11 protein-coding genes are annotated in these 16,712 nt (G+C 58.2%); 8 read left to right on the top strand and 3 right to left on the bottom strand.

Annotated features, from left to right (window positions below; genetic code table 11):
- Window positions 1-312 precede the first annotated feature (312 nt).
- From AAEZ03_RS13750 to AAEZ03_RS13730, 5 genes are all read left to right on the top strand, one after another.
- Window positions 313-849: a thiamine pyrophosphate-binding protein gene (locus AAEZ03_RS13750; RefSeq protein ID WP_350579369.1), complete on the top strand. Its 537-nt coding sequence runs from the start codon at window positions 313-315 to the stop codon at window positions 847-849.
- Complete coding sequence (locus tag AAEZ03_RS13745) at window positions 837-1,433, top strand: thiamine pyrophosphate-dependent enzyme (protein WP_262124900.1); 597 nt, start codon at window positions 837-839, stop codon at window positions 1,431-1,433. Before AAEZ03_RS13750 ends, AAEZ03_RS13745 begins: the two co-directional genes overlap by 13 nt.
- Window positions 1,434-1,660: 227 nt before the next feature.
- Window positions 1,661-3,280 (top strand): FMN-binding glutamate synthase family protein, encoded by a 1,620-nt coding sequence (locus tag AAEZ03_RS13740; protein ID WP_350579367.1) that lies wholly within the window; start codon window positions 1,661-1,663, stop codon window positions 3,278-3,280.
- Between the two features lie 203 nt (window positions 3,281-3,483).
- Entirely contained in the window at window positions 3,484-8,520 is a 5,037-nt protein-coding gene (locus AAEZ03_RS13735; protein ID WP_350579365.1) for a dermonecrotic toxin domain-containing protein, read from the top strand.
- Between the two features lie 143 nt (window positions 8,521-8,663).
- A complete protein-coding gene (locus tag AAEZ03_RS13730) occupies window positions 8,664-9,773 on the top strand; it encodes an OpgC family protein (protein WP_273218803.1) in 1,110 nt (369 codons plus the stop codon).
- A gap of 77 nt (window positions 9,774-9,850) precedes the next feature.
- Here AAEZ03_RS13730 and AAEZ03_RS13725 read toward each other — a convergent pair whose 3' ends face one another.
- Entirely contained in the window at window positions 9,851-11,269 is a 1,419-nt protein-coding gene (locus AAEZ03_RS13725) for an amino acid permease (protein ID WP_048367014.1), read from the bottom strand.
- Window positions 11,270-11,669: 400 nt separating this feature from the next.
- Here AAEZ03_RS13725 and AAEZ03_RS13720 point away from each other — a divergent pair, with 400 nt between their 5' ends.
- Complete coding sequence (locus AAEZ03_RS13720; RefSeq protein WP_350579362.1) at window positions 11,670-12,248, top strand: PadR family transcriptional regulator; 579 nt, start codon at window positions 11,670-11,672, stop codon at window positions 12,246-12,248.
- Window positions 12,245-13,030 (top strand): siderophore-interacting protein, encoded by a 786-nt coding sequence (locus AAEZ03_RS13715; RefSeq protein WP_350579360.1) that lies wholly within the window; start codon window positions 12,245-12,247, stop codon window positions 13,028-13,030. The genes AAEZ03_RS13720 and AAEZ03_RS13715 overlap by 4 nt, the downstream gene beginning before the upstream one ends.
- 466 nt (window positions 13,031-13,496) lie before the next feature.
- Here the strand turns inward: AAEZ03_RS13715 and AAEZ03_RS13710 are convergent, their stop codons facing one another.
- Entirely contained in the window at window positions 13,497-14,147 is a 651-nt protein-coding gene (locus AAEZ03_RS13710; RefSeq protein WP_350579359.1) for a Pr6Pr family membrane protein, read from the bottom strand.
- 7 nt (window positions 14,148-14,154) lie between these two features.
- The gene (locus AAEZ03_RS13705; RefSeq protein WP_048367018.1) at window positions 14,155-14,385 is read right to left on the bottom strand and encodes a VF530 family protein; all 231 of its coding nucleotides are present in this window, start codon (window positions 14,383-14,385) and stop codon (window positions 14,155-14,157) included.
- Between the two features lie 207 nt (window positions 14,386-14,592).
- Between AAEZ03_RS13705 and AAEZ03_RS13700 the strand changes: the two genes are divergently transcribed.
- Window positions 14,593-16,632, top strand: coding sequence for a TonB-dependent receptor (locus tag AAEZ03_RS13700; protein WP_350579356.1), 2,040 nt, complete (start codon window positions 14,593-14,595; stop codon window positions 16,630-16,632).
- The last annotated feature ends 80 nt before the right edge of the window (window positions 16,633-16,712 follow it).

Below are 16,712 nucleotides of genomic sequence, written 5' to 3'. Positions count from 1 at the left end.
GCGAAGACACCTCAGTGTACCCGCAATGCTGCCAGGGGGAAGGCGCCAGGCCGCCGGTGCATTGGCCCTGAAGACGTGCGGGCAGGCTTTGCACCAAGGCTCTCAGGGGGCTGAGGGCAAGCTATAGCATTTCGGCCTATCCGTTAGACCTTGCGACTGTGGAGACTACCGTGTGGGCCCGGCAAACCACACAGACGGCGACCAACGATACAAAACGGGCATATCTCAAAGACAAAAGCGGTAGTCGCCGTTGGGTTCCAGCACTCCCAGAATGGCTGAAAACACAAAAACAGCACTGCTCGGGAGATGGGTATGTCAACAGAAGCAGAACACACCGTGGGGCAAGAGTGGCAGGAAGAAGTCTTTCGCGTGCTCAAGGCCCATAACGTCAAACACGTGGTCTTCGTCCCGGATGCGGGGCATTCAGCCGCCATCCGCATGGCTTATGCAGACCCCGACATCAAGGCCGTCGTGCTTACTACTGAAGAAGGCATCGGCTACCTCGCTGGCGCCTGGCTGGGAGGGGAGCGTGGCGCGCTCTTGATGCAGTCCAGTGGCGTCGGAAACTGCATCAATACACTGGCGCTTCAAGTGTGCGCCGGTTTCCCGCTGTTGATGGTCGTCACCCTGCGCGGCGACTGGGCTGAATTCAACGCGTGGCAGAACCCTATGGGCCAGGCCACCGAAGCTTCACTGAAGCTGATGAACGTCATGACCTGGCGCGCGGACGTCCCGCAAGACGTAGCGCCACTGCTTCACGGTGCCGCAACCATGGCATTCAACGGCGATAGCGCGACGGCTCTGCTGCTTGGTCAACGCCTGATTGGAGAAAAGAAATGGGTCAAGTAAGCGCAAACCACACGCTGTGCCGCCGCGAAGTCGTTAAACACCTGTTGGCCGACCGCAAGGACCTTTTGGTCGTCACCGGCCTGGGCTCAGCGGCTTATGACGTCATGGCCGCAGGCGACCATGATCTGAATTATTACCTGTGGGCGGCGATGGGCAGTGCCATCACCGTTGGCCTGGGCCTGGCCAATGCTCAGCCTGACAAGTCGGTGGTGGTGGTCACGGGTGATGGTGAGTTGCTGATGGGCTTCGGCGCCCTGGCCACCGCCGCCCTTCAGAAACCCGCCAACCTGACCATTGCGGTGCTGGATAACGGCCACTTTGGCGAGACCGGCATGCAGGTCAGTCATGCGGGTTTTGGTATTGCCCTGGACCAGGTCGCGAAGACCTGCGGCTTCAGCTGGACCGATGAAATCCGTGACATGCAAGGCGTGCACAACCTGCGCGAGCGTGTCGCCACGCGCGACGGCATCAAGCTGGCGACCATCAAGATCAAAGCTGAAAACCCGCCACGCGTGCTGCCACCGCGTGATGGTCACTACATCAAAAATCGCTTTCGTGCGGGGCTAGGCTTCAAGCCGATCTGACCATTGCATGCCGTGGACGCGCAGGGCAGTTGTCATGGGCGGCACGTTGAGGCAATCCAGAGGCTTTTTACGATTTTTTCGCAGGCACAACAGGCGCATGGCACACCCCGGACAGACTAAGCTCAGGGCTCTTCAGCCCGGCCGCAGAGCCCTTAGTCCTTGTCCGGGCTTTACCGACAGGCGCAGAATGCCTGACCGACCTGAGCGTCAAATCCAAGGAAAACCGTATGAGCCTGTCGTTACTAAGCCGTTACGCCTTCTTTGCCTTTTGTGTCATTTTCACCCTCGCCAGCCTTCCATTTATGCACCACGAGTGGCTGTGGCCCTTCACTGCGGTGACGTTGGCCCTGAGCCTGCTGGGCATTTTCGATTTGCTCCAGGGGCCCCACGCGGTGCGCCGCAACTACCCGATTCTGGGCAATATTCGTTATCTGGTTGAAGCCATTCGCCCGGAAATCCGTCAGTACCTGTTGGAGTCCGACAGTGACGCGCTACCCTTTTCACGGGCGCAGCGCTCGTTGGTGTATTCGCGGGCCAAGAATGAAACGGCCGACAAACCGTTCGGCACGCTGATTGATGTGTACGAACCGGGCTTTGAATTTATCGGCCACTCCATGCGCCCCGCGCCATTGACCGACCCCAGCAGCTTTCGCATTACCATCGGCGGCCCACAATGCACCCAACCGTATTCAGCCTCGATTTTTAATATCTCGGCCATGAGCTTTGGCTCGTTAAGCGCCAATGCGATTCGCGCCCTGAATAAAGGCGCCAAACTCGGCAACTTTGCCCATGACACCGGCGAAGGCAGCATCAGCACCTACCACCGCGAGAACGGTGGCGACCTGACCTGGGAACTGGGCAGCGGCTACTTTGGCTGCCGCACCTCGGATGGCCGCTTCGACCCGGAGCGCTTTGCCGCCCAGGCGCAAACCCCGCAAGTACGCATGATCGAAATCAAGATGAGCCAAGGCGCCAAGCCAGGCCACGGCGGCATTTTGCCCAAGCACAAGGTCACCCCGGAAATTGCCGAAACCCGTGGCGTACCCATGGGCGAAGACTGCATCTCGCCGTCACGCCACAGCGCTTTCTCAACCCCCATTGAAATGATGCACTTCATCGCGCAACTGCGTGAGTTGTCGGGCGGTAAACCGGTGGGCTTCAAATTCTGCCTGGGCCACCCGTGGGAGTTCATGGGGATCTGCAAGGCCATGCTCGAAACCGGCATCCTGCCTGACTTCATCGTGATTGACGGCAAGGAAGGCGGCACCGGCGCCGCACCCGTGGAGTTCACCGACCACATGGGCGCGCCGATGCGCGAAGGCCTGCTGTTTGTGCACAACACCTTGGTCGGCCTCAACTTGCGCGACAAGATCAAGCTCGGGGCCAGCGGCAAAATCGTCAGCGCCTTTGATATTGCCAGCGTGCTGGCCATTGGCGCGGACTGGGCCAACTCGGCACGCGGCTTTATGTTCGCGATTGGCTGCATCCAGTCGCAGAGCTGCCACACCAACAAATGCCCGACCGGCGTAGCCACCCAAGACCCGCTGCGCCAGCGCGCCCTGGTAGTGCCCGATAAAGCTCAGCGGGTGTTCCAGTTCCACACCAACACCCTCAAGGCGCTGGCCGAAATGCTCGCCGCTGCGGGTCTTGAGCACCCCGCACAACTGAACGCCAAACATTTGGTACGGCGTATCTCTCGCACAGAAATCAAGCTGTTCTCCCAGTTGCACGTGTTTCTCAAACCCGGCGAGCTGCTGACCGGCGAGGCCAATGGCGAGTTCTATTCGCGCATGTGGCAAATGGCCCGAGCGGACAGTTTTGAACCTGACGTGATCACCGCTGCGTGATCGGATGCCTGTTCCCGAACATCAAAAGTTTAATGTTCGGGTACAGGTCCAACACAGCAGTAGAGCAATAAGGTATTACATAGTTAACAACAACACTTGAATACTTGCTCAAGTGACCGACCGCACCATCAGTTATTTAACCTATTAATAGTCCCGGCATTGTTTCTAGACTGGCATGACTTCCCCTACTGCGGATATCACTCATGCCAACTGCTCCGTTAACCCACACATCATTAAAACCGCCTGATTTAAAAGACCTGGGTATTCATCACGACCTGATCAAAGCCAAAGCACAATCAGCGATCAATAACTTTCATGCTTCATTGATTCCAGCCCTGCACAATCAAGCCTATCCGCCGATGTCCGGTTACAACCTTCTGAGTGCTGAACAGCAACAAGGTCTTCGCGAACATCAAGCACTGTCACGTACTCACCTGATCAATCTTCGCCATTATCTGGACGACATCAGCAGTGTCGAGGCCTTTGCCGAACCCCTGTTGCAAGACGCCTTGTTAAAAGCGTTCGGGATTGCCTGTGATGTCAGAAAAAACGTGATCACCCTCACGACGCTCAATACCTTCACAGGGGAGATTACAAGCCGTGCCACACAGACGCTCTTGCAAGCCGCCCTGCACAATTTTTTGCCGGAGCAAGCTGAAACGGGCGGCATACCGAGAGGCTCACATCTCTGGGATTACAAATCCACGCGCTCCAGCGACCCGGCGCCAAAACTGCTTGAGATTGACCCCGCTGCCTTCGCCCGTTTATGCCGGGAACTGGATATCGGGAAACGCTACCAGGAACATCTGGCCGCCATTGTCAGACCGCCTCACGCGCAAGACAAACTCGCGGTCGCCTCTGCTTTTATCGACCATGAGCGCAGCATGCTGTTATTACAAGCCGATGTGGCCTTGATGAGTAAACATATCAAGCCCGAGACCCACGCCACCTTGATGCGTTTGGGTGCGGGAGATGAACGATCTTTATTTGGCACTCTGCCCATAAGCTGTAACTATATGAAACTGGATGAAGTGCAATTTTCATCCATGGTCCTTTTTCATGGCGACCCTCTTGAACAAGAACAGCGTTGTATTGTTTATATCCCTGGCGACCCGATCAGTTGCTTGAAAGAGTACGACAATTTAAGAGCCGCCCACGCCGACTTAATGATTAAATTGCAAGACGCCACTTACCGTGAGTTCTTTATTCACCTGGCCCCGCAATCACAGAAACTTGCACTGACCAAACGTTTTAACAACCGTTTTGCAAAAGGCGGCAGAGACCCGTTGGGAATGACCCAGCAGCCTGTCTCCGGTAATCTCTTCCAGCATTTGTATACCCGCAAGATCCAGCAATTGATGGCGGATGCACGGTTCCTGGCCGTGCCGACCGATGACATCAATCGCATCGCCTTACTGGATCGCCTGGAGCATTACCTGGACGTCAGCCTGAATGTGCTGAACGTCGCCGCATTCTTTGTGCCGGGGCTGGGCGAAGTCATGGCGGTGGTTTTTGCAGCGCAGATCATGAACGACGTTTACCACGGCATTGAAGCCTGGGAGCAAGATGACAAGGACCTCGCCTGGGCCTACACCAAAAGTGTGCTGATCAATCTGGCCACTGCCGCGGCCATTGGCAAATTAGCCTCGGAATTCGCCCGCCCGTTGCCGGTAAAACCCGTGCCGCTGATTGAAGAATTGGCAGTTTTTACCCAAGAGCAAGGGCAAACCCGGCTCTGGAAGCCCGATATCACCCCCTTCGAACATGACATCAGCCTGCCCCCGGCGCTAAAGCCCGATGCCAAGGGCCTGTATTACCACATGAGCCGCTATTACCTGAAGCTGGAAGACAAGCACTACTGCGTTGAAAAAACCGGCGAGCAGACGTATCGACTGCTCCACCCCACGCAACCATCGGCCTATGGGCCTGAGTTGTCCCATAACAACCACGGCGCCTGGAAACACGGAGCAGAAGAGCATGCCGATTGGGATAAAAACACCTTGTTCAGGCGCCTGCACCCCACCCTGAGCACCGTCGACAGTGACACGGTTGAACAGATGCTGCATGCCTGCGGTGTCGACGACGCTGAACTCCTTCAGGTGCACGTCGACCAAAGCCCGCCTCCGGCACTGCTCGATGACAGCATCACACGCTTGGCCATCGACCAGGACTTGCAACGTTTTATCCAGCGGATGCAGGCGGGAGATCGAACAGCCGACCCGCAGATTCAGCTCCAACTGCTGGTTGAGGAGGATATGTGGCCTCCCACCAAAGCCTTGCGCTTTATCGATACAGAGGGAAAAACCATCACTGAGTACGGCAATAACGCGACCAAAAAACTGCCCATCATCCAGGTCCTCGACAGCCAGTTGCGCCGTGGCGAGATGTTGAAAGTGGTGCTCGAATCCCTGGCTCCCGAAGAAGTGACCGCGCTGGTGGGGCTCAGTACTGAGCAGGGTGAGATTGGCAGCAGCTTGGCGGAAAAGGCCGACGCCTTGCACAAACGCCTGACCCGGCGAGCCAGACAACGGACAGGCAAACTCTTTACCTCGCGTTACATGTCACCGCCCATGCCGGATTCACCTGCAGCACAGCAATTACTCAAGCGCTTCCCCACCCTTCCCGGCCCGGTGGTCAATGAACTGCTGGTCTCTGCCACGCAAGCCGAGTTGGAAGTACTCGAAAAGCAAATACGGGTGCCCGTGCGCATTGCCCAGGAAGCCACTCTTTACGCTCAGGAACTGCGCCTGACCCGGGCCTTTGAAGGCCTTTACCTTGAATACCTGAACAATGCCGACACGCAAAAACTGATTTTGCACAGCCTTGCGGACATGCCGGGCTGGTCGAAAGACGTGCGCATCGAAGTGCGCGACGGCGAATTTTCAGGCCGGCTGCTCGACCATGTGGGCGCAGCCGATGCTCCAATCCTTAAAGTGTTGGTCAAGGAAGGGGCTCGTTATCAGACCTACGACGCCAATAACCTCAACCTGCATGGCCTGGATGACCTCTACGCCAGCGTGTTGCATGCCCTGCCCGATGTACAGCGCCGAGCACTGGGGTTTCCCCATCCGGCCCAGGGCCCGGCCCTCAAGGCAGCGCTGGCGCAGCGCGCGCCCATGAGCCGCAGCGCCCTGCGGGATGTGCTGCAAATACCCCGTGGCCAAGACACTTCACCCATGCAACTGGCAAAAGGACGCCCCGTCGATTCATTCCCTCAGCCGGCTGCAGCGCGCTGCGCCCGATCACCGTTCGCCTGTTTCAGATCAAACCCGCGGCGAGTCAGAAGCCTGATAACCGAGTTGTACCCAACCCATACAGCCGAGGCGGTTGAAGAGTTTTTGGGGCTTGAAGACCTCTACAGCCGCGAAGGCCTGCAGCGCCTCGAAGCCTTGAAGACAGAGTTTAGAACGCTGGTCAAAGACCTCGAAAACTGGAAAGCCAAACCGCCGGAGCTGGCTCAGGTCAGTCGCCACCATGTCCGTTTGGTTCATCCCATGGACAGGCAACGGGTCATCAACAAGCTGATCAAGTGCTGGCAACGCAGAATCACCAGACCCCGAGGCAGCACCGAGATACCGTCAGGCGTAACGCTGGACATTGACGGTATCCACTTCGGTGCACTTCCCGAACTCACCGCAGACTTCAGCCATGTCAAACAATTGCAGTTCAGCAACTTTTACCTGCAACCCGGTATCAATGGGTTTCTGAGGCATTTCCCTGGTCTGACTTCGCTCAAATTGAGTTCAACGCATCTGCTTGAAATACCTTCGAGCATTTTCGATCTGGACTCATTGACCCATCTGCACCTGGGTGGCAACAGCATTACCCTGACCGCAGAGGCGGCCGGCACATTCAGCGAAATGACCCAACTGCGCACGCTTGACTTGAGCAATAACCCGTTGGGTGAGGTCCCCGTCTTCAGCCGCATGACTCAATTGCAGCAACTGAACCTCAGAAATACCCGCCTTATGGCATGGCCCACAGGTGTTGAGACGCTGGATGACCTGACCCACCTTGATCTTCGGGAGAACAACCTGACGGCCCTGCCGGAGAGTTTTTTCCAGTTGCCTCGAGAGCGCTTGCGCAGCACCTATGTTCATGGCAACCCACTGCCCACCGCTACACTTGAAGCAGTGATGGCTTATCGCGAACAACTGGGCTTGCGCTTTGAAGCGCGCGTGCATGCGCAAGGCTCTGCGCCACATCCGGCGGACGTCTGGCTGGATAAGACGCAGCCTTCAAGCCAGCGCCAGGGCAGGCTCGAACTCTGGTCAGCCCTGCAAGCAGAGCCCGGTAATCGGGATTTTTTCAGGGTGATTCATGACCTGTCGGAGTCGCCTGACTTTCGCTTTGCACGTGAACAACTCACCCAACGGGTGTGGCGTGTCATCGCGGCGGCCGCTGAAGACACCTCGCTCAGGCACGAATTTTTTGGCGGCGCGGTTGAGCATCAAACCTGCATTGACCGCGTCCAGACGGTATTCAGCCGATTTGGCTACAAGGTGCTGCTGCATGAGATCGGTCTACTGCAAGGCGTCGCCAAAGAGACCGAACTGGTCAAATTGATCAAGGGCCGGACACGCCTGCTGCAACTGGATGACATCGCGCAAACCCAAATCGACCTCCAGACCAGCGCCTACAACACAGCCCGCGAGGAAGCCCGGCTCTCGCCGGGACAGATCGCAGAACTCAAACCTGACCCGCTCGAAGTGCAACTGATCTATCAGGTTGACCTCGGCGACCGCCTGGAACTGCCTTGGCAGCCTTCGCATATGAAGTTTCGCACCCTGGCGAAAATCACTCCCGCGCAAATTGAAGAGGCCTTCAACCTGGTCATTAACCAGGAAAAAATCCCCGGCTACCTGCCGAAAAAAATGCTCGAGGAAGAGCCCTGGATGGATTATCTGACTGAGCACTACGGCGCAGAGATTGAGGCTGAGCGTGAGCCGCACCTACAGCGCATCAAAGACATCGATCAGTTGCAGGAGCTGCAGGAACAGTGGGCCGAAAAGCAGGCCGAAGGCGACAGCGATGCCCTTCAAACGCTGACCCATGACTTGAAAACCCTGGCGAAAAAGCTGGGGGTGGATGAGCAAAAGGTGCTTACCAAAGCGCCGATGCTCGATGAGGACTACTACGCGTTACAACTCAAGGCCCGTGCTGAACTCGACGAAGTGATGGTCAAACTCACGCAAACCCTACTGGATAAAAAACAACTGTCCGTCAACCAGGACGAATAAATCCGAACTTCAGTGACAATCAGTAATACCCGAACTTTGCATTTCTCGCCCAATAGCTTCACCCTGCGCGCCGCCGATGTGCGGCGCGAAACTTCTGTTTATCGCGTAAGACTTTATTACCTTCTGCTTGAGAATTTGCCGTGATGATTAACGGACGCGACCACCGCATAGACTTTTTTCGCGGGCTGGCGCTGATCTTTATTTTTTGGGACCACATCCCGCACAACCCGCTGGCTGAACTGACCGTGCGTAATTTCGGTTTCAGTGATGCGGCGGAGATTTTTGTCTTTCTGGCCGGTTATGCCGCCGTGCTGGCCTACGGCAAAATTGCCCGGCGTGATGGCTTGTTGATCGCCAGCGTGAAGATCTGGCGCCGCGCCTGGGTGCTGTATGTGGTGCATATCTTCTTGCTTGCGGTGCTGATGGGCATCGTCTTTTTTGCCAACAGCCACGTTGAAACCCGTGACCTGGTGCAAGAAATGGGTTTGCAGTACTTCTTGAGCAACCCGCAGCAGGCACTCACCGATGAGTTGCTGCTGCGCTTCAAGCCCAACCTGATGGACCCGCTACCGTTGTACATCGTGCTGCTGATCGGCTTGCCGCTGGTCCTGCCCATGCTGCTGCGCAAAGCGCGCTACGTGGTGGGTGTTTCGCTGGCGCTGTACTTGATAGCGCCGTACTGGAACTTCGCCTCACAAGAAGGCGGCGTGTGGTTTTTTAACCCGATTGCCTGGCAGTTCCTGTTTATTCTCGGCGGCGCGCTGGCGCTGTATGGCCAGGACAACCCAGCGGTTGATCATCGGCCGTTAAGCCAACAACCGTTGTTTCTGGGGGCGGTGGTTTACCTGCTGGTCACCGGGCTGGTGGCGGTGTCATGGAAATGGCCGCACCTGCACGACGCAGTCATGCCCGTGGCGTTGGGCGAGTGGGTGTACCCCATCAGCAAGACCAACTTGTCCCCTCTGCGCTTACTGCACTTTCTGGCCTTGGTGTATGTGGTGGCCAAAATCGTGCCCCACGGCCAATGGCTGAACCAATGGCTCGCCCGGCAAGTCTGCCGCATGGGTCGTTATTCGCTGGAGGTGTTCTGCCTGGGCGTGATCCTCGCCCCGCTGGCAGACATGTTCAATGCGCTGGGCGGCGACGGCTGGGCAGTGCAGGTGTTCAGCGCCCTGATGGGCGTAGGGCTGATGGCCGTGCTGGCCCAGTGGCTGGACTGGAACAAGCGGCTGGGGATGGCGCCTAAGGCATGACGTATGCCTCGCGATCTTTTGGTCTTTAAAAGATCGCGAGGCGTGCTCTCTTTTACAGGCAGCGTTTTAAGCAGACCTTAATGAGCTGAAGAAGCCACTGCGGTCTGATCTTTTGGCGACAGTTTGAACACGTAGAACAACACCGTCAGCAAGATCAGGAACGCCGGGCCTACAAACAGGGCCACGCGGGTTTCTTCGAAGTAGGCCATCAGCCCGACCACCATCAGCAGGAACGCCAGCGCCGCAAAGGAGCTGTAAGGGTACAGCCACATGCGGTACTTGAGTGCGGCCGCCTCTTCACGGCTGAGGTTTTTGCGAAAACGCAGTTGCGCCAGCAAGATCATCAACCAGGTCCAGATCGCACCGAAGGTCGCAATCGCCGTCACCCACACAAACACCTTCTCCGGCGCCAGGTAGTTGAGCACAACGCCCAGCAGCAACATGGCAATCGACAGCAGCAGTGCGTTGCGCGGTACGCCGTTTTGCGAAGTGGTGGCGAAGTTGGCCGGGGCCTGACCGTTTTGCGCCAGGCTGTAAAGCATGCGGCCGGTGCTGAAAATGCCGCCGTTGCAAGACGACAAGGCTGCGGTGATCACCACAAAGTTAATGATGCCCGCTGCGGTTTTGATGCCCAAGCGCTCGAACGTCATGACGAACGGGCTGCCTTGGGTGCCGATTTCGTTCCACGGGTAGATCGACAGGATGACGAACAGTGCGCCCACGTAGAACAGCAGAATGCGCCAGAACACCGAGCCAATCGCGCTCGGGATGGTCTTTTGCGGGTTACGGGCTTCACCGGCGGTCAGGCCGATCATTTCGACGCCCAGGTAGGCAAACATCACCATTTGCAGCGACATCAGCACGCCCTGAATCCCGTTCGGCATAAAGCCGCCCTGGGTCCAGAGATTAGAGATACCCAGCGCTACGCCGTCATTGCCGAAACCGAAAGCAATGATGCCGATGCCGCCGATCACCATCGCGATGATGGTGACGATCTTGATCAAGGCAAACCAGAACTCGAACTCACCGAACGCCTTAACCGCGATCAGGTTGATCGACCCCATGCTCAGCAGTGCCGCGAGAGCCCAGATCCAGCGCGGTACATCCGGAAACCAGATGCCCATGTACACCGCCACGGCGGTGATTTCGGCAACGCACGTCACCAGCCACAGGAACCAGTAGTTCCAGCCGGTCAAAAAGCCCGCCAACGGGCCGAGGTAGTCTTGCGCATAGCGGCTGAAAGAGCCGGCTACCGGGTTGTGCACGGCCATTTCGCCCAATGCACGCATGATCACCAGAATGGCCAGGCCACCCAGGATGTAAGACAGCATGATGGCCGGACCGGCCATTTCGATCGCTTTGGCCGAGCCCAGGAACAGGCCTACGCCGATACAGGCGCCAAGCGCCATCAAGCGGATGTGGCGTTCGCCCAGTTCGCGTTTGAGCGGGCCGCCCTGCGCGGTTTCACCGTGGGGCTGGTGGTTGCCGACTGGCATAAAAGTACAACCTCATAATTGTTATTGGATGTGCATCACTAGAGCGTTCCAAGAGCTTGGCCGGTTGCCAGACTCCCCTTGCAAAGGCCTCTAACCTCGTGGGTCGGACGTTCAAAAGGGAAATGCCCTACTGAGATCGGCGGCGAGTATTGCACAGGGTTGGTGCACAGTCATTCCCCTACCTAGGGCGTATTTACCCTGAGCAAGGGCTCTATCCCGTCACTTTGCGCGCCTGTAAAAACCTGTAGCCGCTGCTGAAGGCTGCGATGGGCAGCGCAGCGGCCCCATTTTCACCCGTCCCACTCCCCACAAAGATGAGAACAATTACCGTTCGTCAATTCTATTTGCACAACCTTAAGATATATCTTAAGTTGCTTCGCACACACAGAGGACGACGAAAATGAGAGAGCATCACCACCCCCACCACCGCGAACACAATGTCGGTCAAGACGGTTTTGAAAAACGCGCCGGTCAACGCGGCGGCCGAGGCCCACGGGTATTTGCCCCCGGCGATCTGAAATTACTGCTGCTGGCCCTGGTTGCCGAGCAGCCTTGCCATGGCTACGACCTGATCCGCCAGATCGAAGGCATGTTCGATGGCGCCTACAGCCCGAGCCCGGGCGTGATCTACCCGACCCTGACCTTTCTGGAAGAAAGCGAGCTGATTGAAGGCGACGCCGCAGGCGGGAAAAAACGCTACAGCGTGACCGACGCCGGTCGCCAGTCTCTGCTGGATCAAGCCATTGCACTGGACGGTGTGCGCATGCGCATCGACGTCAGCAAGCGCTCGCTGCGCGGCCATGACCGGCCTGCCGAAATTCACGAGGCGGTGCACAACCTGCGCCATGCCTTGCAGATGCACCATGGTCGCTGGAACCCGGCAGAAATTGCCCGGGTACGCGACTTGCTCAACAACACCGCCAAAGCCATCGTCGATGGCCCTGTTACTGCCCAGCCTGCGCAGGAGAACGCTGAATGAATACCGCTAACCCCCAAACCATTCACCGCGTCATGCATGAAATCAAACGTCGCAAGTTAGAGGTGCTGCGCGTGGTCGACCTGACCCCGCGCATGCGCCGCATCACGGTGGGCGGCCCCGAGTTGGCCGGTTTTATCAGCCTGGGCAGCGACGACCACGTAAAGCTGTTTTTCCCGCAGACCGCCGAAGAACAAAGCGCTCTGGAGAACGTGGAACTGAGCGGCGGGATCAAAAACAAAGTCATGCCGCCCATGCGCGACTACACCCCGCGCCGCTACGACCTGGACGCGCTTGAGCTAGATCTGGATTTTGTCTTGCACGGCGACGGCCCTGCCTCCACCTGGGCCGCGCAAGCCCAACCGGGCCAGTTCCTGCACATCGGCGGCCCACGCGGCTCGATGATCGTGCCGGATATCTTCGACAGCTACCTGCTGATCGGCGACGAAACCGCCCTGCCGGCCATTGCCCGCCGTCTCGAAGAGCTACCGGCCAATCGCCGTGCGCTGGTGGTGGTTGAAATTGAAAACGCGCAGGAACAACAGCCGCTGAACAGCGCTGCATCGGTTGAAGTGATTTGGGTGCACCGCGATGCGCCAGCAGAAGACCTGCTGAGCACCGTCGAACACCTGAAGGTTCCAGCAGGCGAGCTGTACACCTGGGTCGCGACTGAAAGCGCGCTGTCACGCAAAGTGCGTCGCATCTTGCTCGACACCCACGGCCTGAACGATGAATTCGTTAAAGCCGTGGGTTACTGGCGCCTGGACGACAGCCCGCAAGAGTAATCCCAAATATCCCGTTTTACTGTAGGAGCGAGCTTGCTCGCGATCTGTTGATCTTGATCTGGTTTTTGATCTTGATCTAAGAGGCCCCGTTAAACCACGCTGGCCGAACGCAGGTGTTGCGCAGAGGGTAACCCGGCAGGACGCCGGGTTAGCCGCGACACGGCCAGGGATGGCCGATCGCGGCGGCACTCTAAGCAAGGCCTGTGGTGAGGGCATGCCGAGCCTAAGCGAGGCACCGAGGGGTTGGGGCAAAAAGCGTTTGGCCACTTTGCGCTTTTCAAAGTGGCACGGCGTAAGGCCGGAACCCTAAGTGGCCGTTGCCGCAGCAACGGATATGTACAAAAAATCAAGAGCCCCTCACCCTAGCCCTCTCCCGAAGGAGAGGGAACCGATTGGGGGATGCTGAAGATACTCGCTGTCCTGTTTGCTGCGCGACAGCGCGGCGTCGAAGACGGGGCGGCCCCTCCTACAGAGGTTTGGCGGATGATCGGCCGCGCCAGCGGTCAATCGCCACCATCAGCAGCGCCACCGCCACAAACCCCGCCAAAATCCCCAACGCGTTCACAAACGTCTGCGCATACCCCAGTTTGTTGACATCAATAAACGGGTACGGGTAGATGCCCAGCGTATGCCCGCGCCACAGCAAATAGGCAAAGTACACAATCGGGTACAGCGCCCACACCGCGATATGGCTCAGGCGCAATGTACCTTTGGGCACGCAAAACCACCAATACAGGGTGAACAGCACGGGCATGACATCGTGCAACAGTTCATTGGCCAGCCAGTGCAGCCCCTGCGGTTGCCAAAGGTTGCGCAGCAACAAGCTGTAGGCGGCGCCCACCACGATGATGCTCACAGTAATCCCGCTGCTAACCCACGGCTGCAAGAAAAACCTCCGGCCCTTGGAATCCTGCGCAAGAGCGGCGTAAGTCAGCACGGTGGCGGTCAGGGTATTGGTCAGCACCGTGAAAAAGCTGAAGTAATTGACCAGCCCGCCCAGCAGGCTAGCGCCGGATGTCCAGCGGGCAATCAGCACAAGGTCGAGCTGAATCGCCAACCCGCTCCAGCCCAGAATGGCCATTAACGCGAACCAGCGGTGAGTGTGCGCTGCACGCATACGCCGATCAGAGCTCGCGCTTGGTGCGGGCGTATTTCACGTAGAGCTTCTCGACCTTCTCACGCGCCCACGGCGTTTTACGCAAAAACGTCAGGCTCGACTTGATGCTCGGATCGCTTTTGAAGCAGCGAATATCAATGCGCTCGGCCAGCCCTTCCCACTCGTAATGCGCCACCAGCGCAATCAGGATCTGTTCCAGCGTGACGCCGTGCAGGGGGTTGTTGTTGGGTTCAGTCATGCCGAGCCTTTTTAAGCAGAAGTAGGAAAGCCGCGCACCTTAGCTCAGGGGCCAGTCATTTGGAACACGGTGAGTTTAGCGGGGCCTGAGCCCTTGCAGAAAAAGTTCCGCTTGGCGCGACCAAATGCGATGTTATATTGTAACTATACAGTCGTTATCAGAGCGCTCAGCGCCACGCTTTTCATCACCCTTGCCAAGGAATCTGCAATGTCCTCCCCTGCTTTGCCACGCCCACTGCGCCGTCTGCGTTTGACGCCGCTCGCCACGGCCCTGCTTATCGCCTCCCCCGCCTATGCCCTGGAGCTGCAACCCCAAGTCATCACCGGCAACCCGCTGGGCAGCAGCCAGCTGGCTTCTCCCACTACCGTTTTGGAAGGTGATGACCTGACACTGCAGCAACAAGCCAGCCTGGGTGAAACCTTGAACAAGCAACCGGGTGTGTCGTCGTCTTACTTCGGCCCGGGCGCCAGCCGACCGATCATTCGCGGCCTGGACGGCGACCGGATCCGCATTTTGCGCAATGGCGTGGGCGCGCTGGACGCTTCGTCGCTGTCCTACGACCACGCCGTGCCACTGGACCCGGTCAACGTTGAGCGCATCGAAATCGTCCGAGGCCCGGCCGCCCTGCTTTACGGCGGCAACGCCATTGGTGGCGTGGTCAACACCTTCGACAACCGCATCCCGACCCAAGCCATCAACGGCATTCAAGGTGCAGGCGAATTGCGCTATGGCGGCGCCGACACCACGCGCAGCAGCGCAGGCAAGCTGGAAGCCGGTGACGGCACGTTTGCCCTGCACCTGGACGCTAATGCCCGCCAGTTCAACGACCTGAAAATCCCCGGTTACGCCCGCGACCGTCACGCCCCGGAAGGCGAAGACGACAGCGATCAAAAGAAAGGCCGCCTGAGCAATAGCAGTGGCCGACAGGACGGCGGTGCGGTTGGCGGTTCCTACACATGGGATGACGGCTACGCGGGCATCTCCTACAGTAACTACGACTCCAACTACGGCTCCCCTGCGGAAGACGACGTGCGCATCCGCATGAAGCAGGATCACTACGCCTTCGCCTCGGAGATCCGCAACCTGCAAGGCCCGTTCAGCTCGCTCAAACTGAACGCCGGCTACACCGACTACGAACACCGCGAGATCGAAGGCGGCGAAGTCGGCACCACCTTCAAGAACAAAGGCTACGAAGCACGTGTTGAAGCGCGTCATGTGCCGATCGGCCCGTTGAACGGGGTGATTGGCGCGCAAGTCAACCGCAACGAATTCTCGGCCCTTGGCGAAGAGGCTTTCGTACCGCAGACCGACACCACCACCGGCGCGCTATTTATTCTTGAAGAGCTGCAAGCCACCGAGCGACTCAAACTCAGCCTCGGCGGGCGCCTGGAACACACCGTGGTTGACCCGAATGCCAAGGGCAATGAGCGCTTCGAAGCAGCCGACAACTCCAAGCGCTTCACCGCGGGCAGCCTGTCTTCAGGCGCGGTGTTCACCCTGACACCGATCTGGTCGCTGGCCGCGACGCTGGGTTACACCGAGCGCGCGCCGACCTTCTACGAGCTGTATGCCAACGGCGCACACGTTGCCACCGGCACTTACGAGTTGGGTAACCCTAACCTGTCAAAAGAAAAGGCCGTGTCCAGCGACTTGGCCCTGCGCTTTGACAATGGCACCCACAACGGCAGCGTTGGCGTGTTCTACAGCCACTTCTCCAACTACATCGGCCTTCTCGGCACGGGCCGCACCTTGAACGACGAAGGCGAGCCAGACGCCAGCGGTATTCCGGAATACACCTACTCCGGCGTACGTGCACGTTTCGTAGGGTTTGAGGCCAAGGATCACTGGAAGCTTGGCGAAAGCGCCTACGGCAAATTTGCACTGGAACTGTCGGGCGATTACACCCGCGCCACCAACCTCGATACTGGCGAAGCGTTGCCCCGTATTGCGCCGTTGCGCCTGAGCAGCGGTTTGCTGTGGGAACTCAATCGCTGGCAGGCACGGGTCGATGTTGAACACGCCAGCAACCAGGGCCGCGTACCGGACAACGAGTCGGGCACCAATGGCTACACCACCCTGGGCGCCAGCGCCGGTTACAACTTTACGGTGGGCGGCAGCCAGTGGCTGGCCTTCGTCAAAGGCGACAACCTGACCGACCAGACCGTGCGTTATGCCAGCTCAATCCTGCGAGACATCGCCCCGGCACCGGGCCGCAGTGTTGAAGTAGGCCTGCGCACGACGTTCTAAGCCATACCCCTGCCGCTGTAGGAGCGAGCTTGTCTCGCGATCTTTTGATCTTTAAAAGCAAAAGATCGCGAGACAAGCTC

Origin of the sequence: Pseudomonas sp. HY2-MNA-CIBAN-0224, assembly GCF_040310285.1 — a bacterium.
Lineage (GTDB): Bacteria > Pseudomonadota > Gammaproteobacteria > Pseudomonadales > Pseudomonadaceae > Aquipseudomonas > Aquipseudomonas helleri.
This window is presented reverse-complemented; position numbering and strand designations above follow the sequence as displayed.

Excerpts from the sequence above, each read along its gene's own strand:
- AAEZ03_RS13750 (WP_350579369.1), top strand. The coding sequence starts at position 313 with ATGTCAACAGAAGCAGAACACACCGTGGGGCAAGAGTGGCAGGAAGAA.
- AAEZ03_RS13745 (WP_262124900.1), top strand. The coding sequence starts at position 837 with ATGGGTCAAGTAAGCGCAAACCACACGCTGTGCCGCCGCGAAGTCGTT.
- AAEZ03_RS13740 (WP_350579367.1), top strand. The coding sequence starts at position 1,661 with ATGAGCCTGTCGTTACTAAGCCGTTACGCCTTCTTTGCCTTTTGTGTC.
- AAEZ03_RS13735 (WP_350579365.1), top strand. The coding sequence starts at position 3,484 with ATGCCAACTGCTCCGTTAACCCACACATCATTAAAACCGCCTGATTTA.
- AAEZ03_RS13730 (WP_273218803.1), top strand. The coding sequence starts at position 8,664 with ATGATTAACGGACGCGACCACCGCATAGACTTTTTTCGCGGGCTGGCG.
- AAEZ03_RS13725 (WP_048367014.1), bottom strand. The coding sequence starts at position 11,269 with ATGCCAGTCGGCAACCACCAGCCCCACGGTGAAACCGCGCAGGGCGGC.
- AAEZ03_RS13720 (WP_350579362.1), top strand. The coding sequence starts at position 11,670 with ATGAGAGAGCATCACCACCCCCACCACCGCGAACACAATGTCGGTCAA.
- AAEZ03_RS13715 (WP_350579360.1), top strand. The coding sequence starts at position 12,245 with ATGAATACCGCTAACCCCCAAACCATTCACCGCGTCATGCATGAAATC.
- AAEZ03_RS13710 (WP_350579359.1), bottom strand. The coding sequence starts at position 14,147 with ATGCGTGCAGCGCACACTCACCGCTGGTTCGCGTTAATGGCCATTCTG.
- AAEZ03_RS13705 (WP_048367018.1), bottom strand. The coding sequence starts at position 14,385 with ATGACTGAACCCAACAACAACCCCCTGCACGGCGTCACGCTGGAACAG.
- AAEZ03_RS13700 (WP_350579356.1), top strand. The coding sequence starts at position 14,593 with ATGTCCTCCCCTGCTTTGCCACGCCCACTGCGCCGTCTGCGTTTGACG.